Origin of the sequence: uncultured Nostoc sp. (genome assembly GCF_964245445.1) — a bacterium.
In the GTDB taxonomy this organism is placed as follows: Bacteria; Cyanobacteriota; Cyanobacteriia; order Cyanobacteriales; family Nostocaceae; genus Nostoc.
This window is the reverse complement of the sequence record NZ_CAXTNE010000362.1, coordinates 1-6,183: the sequence shown is the minus strand read 5'-3', so window position 1 is coordinate 6,183 and position 6,183 is coordinate 1. Positions and strand designations below refer to the sequence as shown.

The 6,183-nt window shown below is 42.4% G+C and carries 7 protein-coding genes; 6 read left to right on the top strand and 1 reads right to left on the bottom strand.

Annotated features, from left to right (window positions below; translation table 11 throughout):
* Positions 1–124 precede the first annotated feature (124 nt).
* Positions 125–1,783 (bottom strand): ferredoxin--nitrite reductase, encoded by a 1,659-nt coding sequence (locus ACFE90_RS34725; protein ID WP_375506818.1) that lies wholly within the window; start codon positions 1,781–1,783, stop codon positions 125–127.
* A gap of 656 nt (positions 1,784–2,439) precedes the next feature.
* On the opposite strand from ACFE90_RS34725, the gene ACFE90_RS34720 reads away from it, so the two are divergent.
* From ACFE90_RS34720 to ACFE90_RS34695, 6 genes are all read left to right on the top strand, one after another.
* On the top strand, positions 2,440–2,853 hold the full coding sequence (locus ACFE90_RS34720) for a ubiquinol-cytochrome c reductase iron-sulfur subunit (protein ID WP_375506817.1): 414 nt from the start codon (positions 2,440–2,442) through the stop codon (positions 2,851–2,853).
* Between the two features lie 17 nt (positions 2,854–2,870).
* Positions 2,871–4,169: a HEAT repeat domain-containing protein gene (locus tag ACFE90_RS34715; protein ID WP_375506819.1), complete on the top strand. Its 1,299-nt coding sequence runs from the start codon at positions 2,871–2,873 to the stop codon at positions 4,167–4,169.
* Between the two features lie 179 nt (positions 4,170–4,348).
* Positions 4,349–4,846 (top strand): hypothetical protein, encoded by a 498-nt coding sequence (locus ACFE90_RS34710; protein ID WP_375506816.1) that lies wholly within the window; start codon positions 4,349–4,351, stop codon positions 4,844–4,846.
* Positions 4,843–5,556 carry a hypothetical protein gene (locus tag ACFE90_RS34705; protein ID WP_375506815.1) on the top strand — a complete coding sequence of 238 codons (714 nt, stop codon included), beginning with the start codon at positions 4,843–4,845 and terminating at the stop codon, positions 5,554–5,556. Before ACFE90_RS34710 ends, ACFE90_RS34705 begins: the two co-directional genes overlap by 4 nt.
* A 60-nt stretch (positions 5,557–5,616) precedes the next feature.
* Positions 5,617–5,892, top strand: coding sequence for a BrnT family toxin (locus ACFE90_RS34700; protein ID WP_375506814.1), 276 nt, complete (start codon positions 5,617–5,619; stop codon positions 5,890–5,892).
* Entirely contained in the window at positions 5,876–6,121 is a 246-nt protein-coding gene (locus ACFE90_RS34695) for a hypothetical protein (protein WP_375506813.1), read from the top strand. Before ACFE90_RS34700 ends, ACFE90_RS34695 begins: the two co-directional genes overlap by 17 nt.
* Positions 6,122–6,183: the final 62 nt, after the last annotated feature.

Here is a 6,183-nt window from a genome sequence, read left to right as displayed (position 1 = left end):
AAGTTGCACCTTTTATCTCGGAAGTTGCACCTTTTATCTCGGAAGTTGCACCTTTTATCTCGGAAGTTGCACCTTTAAGGTTGAAGTATGAGTTTTGCCCAATGGCGAATACCTGCGATAAGTACTAACAGTTACTAACTACTAAGGCTTCTTGTTTGGGTTTTGCCCCAAAGTTTTTGATTAATAAATCTTGCAATACTGGCTGCAAGTCTTCGCATGGTATGCCTTTCATAACACAAATTCCCAAATGGGCATCTTTGCCAACTTTGCCACCCATATATATGTCAACGCCTTCCAAGGTTTTGCCATTTTTGCGAGTTTTAGTTCCCATCAAGCCGATGTCTGCAACTTGGGGCTGTCCGCATGAGTTGGGGCAACCTGTCCAGTGAATTCGCACTGGATTGGTGAAGGTTAAGTCTTCTTCTAAGGCTTTAATCATTGCCAGGGCGCGGTTTTTGGTTTCGATCAGGGCAAAGTTACAAAATTGTGCGCCTGTGCAGGATACTAGCGATCGCGTCAGCAAACCTGGATCAATAGAAAACCTTTCCAGCAAAGACTCTGTTAAAAATGTTGCTAAACGCAAGTCAGAAATGTTGGGAATAACGATGTTTTGCTCAACTGTGAAGCGGATTTCGCCACTCCCGTAAACTTCCGCTAGACGAGCGATTTCAAACATATCTTCGGCATACAACCGCCCGACAGGAATGTGCAAGCCTACGTAATTTAATCCTGCTTGTTTTTGTTTATATACCCCGATGTGATCCCGTTTTTCCCAGTCGATTTCGTCTTTTGCTGCTGCGGGTAATAATGATTTACCCAAACGGCTTTCTACTTCTGCTCGAAACTTATCTAAACCCCATTCATCAATTAGCCACATCAAGCGGGATTTTTGCCGATTAGCGCGCGGCCCATGATCACGAAAGACTTCCAAAACGGCTCTACATACAGCTACCACATCTTCAGGAAGTACCCAAGCATTCAGAGGAATTGCCGCTTCACAACGTTTAGCTGAGAAAAAACCACCTACTAAAACGTTAAACCCGAATATTGGGGAAGGTGGGACCCCCTCTGGGGATAAGGGGTAATGGGGATTAGGGATTGGGGATTGGGAAAATTCTTGCCCAGTCCCCAGTCCCCAGTCCCCAGTCCCTTCCTTAAATGCTGGAACAAAAGCTAAATCGTTAATTTCAGCATGAACTGAATTGTCTCGTCCACCTGCGATCGCAATATTAAACTTCCGTGGTAAGTTGCTAAACTCTGGGTTCCCTTCGCCTTTGTTGGTGAGCATATCTTGAATTTGCTGTACCAACTCTCGTGTGTCGTACAACTCATCCGCATCCAACCCCGCCACCGGATCGCCTGTTATATTACGGACGTTATCCATCCCTGACTGAACGCTGGTTAAACCAACTGCGTGAAATCTATTAAAGATATCTGGTAAATCTTCAATTCTGATCCCTCGTAATTGGATATTCTGTCTCGTAGTAATATCAGCGCAACCATCATCACCGTAACGCTGCACCACTTGGGCTAAAACACGCATCTGACTGCTGCCGAGAATACCGTTAGGCATCCGCAACCGCATCATAAACTTACCTGGGGTAACTGGGCGGAAAAACACACCCACCCACTTGAGCCGATGATCGCGATCGATTTCGTCCATTGCTTCCCACCCCAAGGCGGCAAATTTCTCTATCTCATCCCTGATGGCGAGTCCATCTTTTTGAGCCTTGAATTTCTCGAACTTGTTGAGGTTGGTAGTTGTAGTTGCTGTGTCTGTCATGAGGCTGAATCTCGTTTAAATTACTGAATATGGTGATAATTGCCCAATATCAATCAACCCGTAGTTCCATCAAGTGTGGTATCTACGAAGGATTCTGACTTTTCACGGCATCTGGAAAACCTCACTTCTATTTCTCTCTTCCTTTAAGGAGAGAGACTTTGAATTTTCCCCCCTTCCCGCCACGGGAAGGGGGTTAGGGGGTTAGGTTTTTGGTGGACTTTTCCACATAATGTGAAAAGTCAGACGAAGGTTAGGGAATAAAAACTTAATATTTGCTTAGGGTGAATTATTTTTACTTCAGAGCATTCAAAGCGAAACTCCAAACCCGTAATTAGTTAAGGAAAACTTGTTGCCATTTACATCTTGGGAATTTGTCAAGCAGGTTTAAATAATGTTCATGTAACAATTTCGATACTTATAAGTTAAAGGCATATTTCTGTTAAAATCGTATAAATAGCTACGGTTTTTTGGTAAAATTGCTGAAAACGGATAAATAATATGCATTTATTGCATCCAAGCTAGCCAATGATCCACGTAAACCCCTTAATGAAGGGTATTTGAAATGAGCGAAGGGATTTTAGATTGCCATAAATCAATTCTGAATCCAAAATTGAGTGGCAGATGTTAGCTAAAACTTAGATATTATTTCAGCAGCTATGAAACGTCGTGATTTTATTAATTGGGTAGGTTTGGGTGGGATAGCGAGTTCTCTACCTATAGCGATCGCAGCCTGTTCCTCTCAAACAACTCCAGTATCTAGGGATTGGCAAACAGTCGGTACATCAGCAGAATTAGATAAAACTGGCCAATTGCTGGCGAAAAACTCACCTGCTGGGCCTGTGTTGTTAGTCGGTACATCTAAAGGCGCAAATCTGACAGCAGTCAACCCTACCTGTACTCACGCAGGTTGCACCGTAGGATGGAAAGCTGAGGCGAAAAAATTTGTCTGTCCTTGTCATGGTTCAGAATTTGGAATTGACGGTAAGGTGCAAAAAGGCCCAGCCACAGAAGCGCTTAAAACTTACGCCGCCAAGATTGAGAGTAATTCAGTTTTAGTCAAGCCAAGTTAAACAATACAATTCAGGGTATCGTGAGTAATATCAACCAGCTTTTGGTGCAAGCCCAGACAGCATACGATGCAGCTGATTGGTCATCACTAATTCAATATTTACAACAATTAATTTTAGGGGCAGATTCTGAACATCCAGAGATAGTTAAAAATCGAGAATATCTGCTGAAATTAACACTTTCAATGTTGGAGATGGGGGATTTTCAGCAACGCTGGGAAATCACCAAGGTGTTGACTCGCTTGGGAAATATTGCCATCCCACCACTCATTGAGATATTAAAAGATGAAGACGCAGAAGAAGAATTGCACTGGTATGCAGCACGGACTTTAGGCGAATTTCAGCACCCAGAAGCCATTGCGCCCTTAGTAGAATTATTGAAAACCGATGAGGATGAAGAACTTAAAGCGATCGCAGCTACAGCACTGGGGCAAATGGGTAATGTTGCGATTACTGCACTCTCTGAACTTCTATTAGATGAAGATACCCGGCTTTTAGCAGTGCGATCGCTTTCCTGCATTCCCCAAACAGAAACCATCACACCGCTATTAAGTGTAGTGCAAGATCCACAAGCAACAATCCGCACGGCTGCAATTGAAGCCCTCAGCAGCTTTCATGACGAACGTATACCACCAGCCTTGTTAAACGCTTTGGATGATATAGCCGCCACAGTTAGGCGTGCAGCAGTGCTTGGTTTAGGTTTTCGCTCTGACTTACGCGAAGCATTAGATTTGGTGAAGAGATTACAACCCAAGCTTTACGACTTTAATATTGATGTTTGTTGTGCAGCCGCAGTTTCCCTTTCTCGAATGGGTTGTGATGAGGCAGCCCAGCAATTATTTAAGCTGCTAATATCACCCCATACACCGCTACCACTGCAATTAGAAACCATCCGCGCTTTAAGTTGGCTGGGGACATTATCTAGTTTGGAATATTTACAAACAGCATTTAATCAAATCACTTCAGAGACACTTTGGCAAGAAATTGTTACAGTTTTGGGGCGAGTGCAAAAGCCGCAAACTACACTAGCCGTAGAAATATTATTGCAAATACTGCGATCGCAGCATCCAGCCATAGAGATTGTCAGTGTCAAAAGTGCGATCGCTTTATCTTTAGGGCAGTTAGGCGAAATGCAAGCTATTGAACCATTGATTTCGCTGCTAGCTGTCAAGAATGCATCGGTGAGACTACACGCGATCGCTGCATTAAAAAATTTGGATAGGGAAGCCACATATCAACAATTGCAGCAGTTAGCAAATAATGCTGCACTCACACCAGATTTACAACAAGGAATAGCGATCGCTTTGGCTGAGTGGTAATTTCTTTTCAATGAAGGATGAGCATAAAGGGCAAGTGAATACTAGCCTTGATAAGTTTCCCAAGTTTGGCAATATGCGCTATTGGAAAGTTCGTACAATCCCTGATCTCAAACAACTTGAAAGAATATTACGCTGATAGTGAAGTCTGTGTAAATTAGCCATCAACACTGGAGCAAGTAATGCAACTATCAGCAGCGCAAGCAAACTTAAAACTGGCACTTTGGAATGCGGAAGCAGAGTCAGTAAAAAGTAATGAAATGTACATGCAGCTTCAAGAACTTGGACTTCCAGAAGAAGTTGTTACTCGCTTGCATGGACTTAGCACCGTTACAAGGAAAGTTTCGGGCAAAGTCTTTACTTTAGGAAAAATTGTACTTATCAAGATTTTTGAATTTGTTAAAGCCCATCCTTTTCTAGTGGCGGGTGTTGGTATCGGTGCTGTTGTTGGTGCTGCTATTGCAAGTTTAATCACTTCGATACCATTATTAGGACAACTTTTAGCACCTATAGCAGCCGTATTGGGTATAACTATTATCGGGGTTGGTGCAGTAGTTGGGCATAGGCTAGATAAGCAGTTTCAAGGTGTGGGTGAAGACATTGTTGAAATTGCTCAAAAATTTTTCGCACTACTGACAGATATTTTAAATACTGTGTTTTGTGGCATTCTTCCTGCTTGATTCCTAACTTAAAACACCAGAGGCTCAAAATGTCTAACACTCAAAATATGACAAAGGAACAACTTCTCAAAACAATTGAGAGGTTAGAAAATAATCCGAATGATAGAGTTGGAACTCTCGCTGATGTCGGAATTACAGTATTAGGCGCTGCTGGGGCTGGAGCAGCAGCAGCAGTTTTAGGAACAACAACAGCTTCCATACCAATTCTTACAGCAATAACAGGTATTGGTATGGTTGTAGCTGCTCCGGTTGCACTTGTAGCTGGTGCTGCTGTAGCTGGTGGAGCGGCTGTGTATGGTGTATCGAGACTTATAAAAGACGGCGGTTTTAATGAAGGAAAACGCAAGCAATTATTGAGTGAGTATCAGGAGAGGTTAAAAGAAATTAAAGCAAAAGAGAGACAATCTGGGCTTGATGAAAAAGACAAGACAAAATTTCATTTGCTTTTGAAGGAGCCGCTTCAACATAATTTGATTAGTCCTGATGAGGCTCACCAATTGATGCAAGCTGTAGAGAATGGGCACATTTCTCTAAGTGAAGCTTATAAGCTGGTAGGACAGATTTTATCAGATAATCAAATCTCACAATCTGAAAAAGTAATTACTTTATGTCCAAATTGCTCCCAGAAAGTACGCGCTCCAAATAATTTAGGAAAATTGAATTTGAATTGTCCCAAATGTAAACATAGCTGGTTATGGGTTCCAAAGTAACACTTGCAACTAAGCTACGGTACTGGTTACGTTTGAGAGGAAAAGACAAAAATATTTTGCATGGAATTTGAATGGAACCCAGACAAAGCGGCGTTAAACCTTGAGAAACATGGTATTTCCTTTCCCGAAGCCGCAACCGTGTTTAACGACCCGCTATCTGTGACCTTTCTCGATCCTGACCACTCTATTGGAGAAAGTCGTTACATTATCATTGGTGTATCTAGGTTTGGACAACTCTTAGTCGTTGCACACACTGATCGAGGAAAAAAAGTACGAATTATCAGCGCTCGAAAAGCCACCCGTAAGGAGAAAAGGTTTTATGAAGAAAGAAATTGAGAATGAAATGGAAGACGAATTACGTTCTGAGTACGATTTTGCTCAAATGGAGGGAGGCATCAAAGGCAAGTATATTGAGCGGTATCGTCAGGGAACAAATTTAGTACTTTTAGATCCCGATGTTGCCCAAGCTTTTCCTAATGAGAAAACGGTGAATGACGCATTGAGGTTGTTAATTCAGGTTGCTCAACGCCAGCAGCCTGACACTGCGGTGCAGCAGACAGAATAAAAATAATCGGCGTTGCTGAATAAAGGGATGAATTGATTTATGCAGGTACAGTTTGATACCTC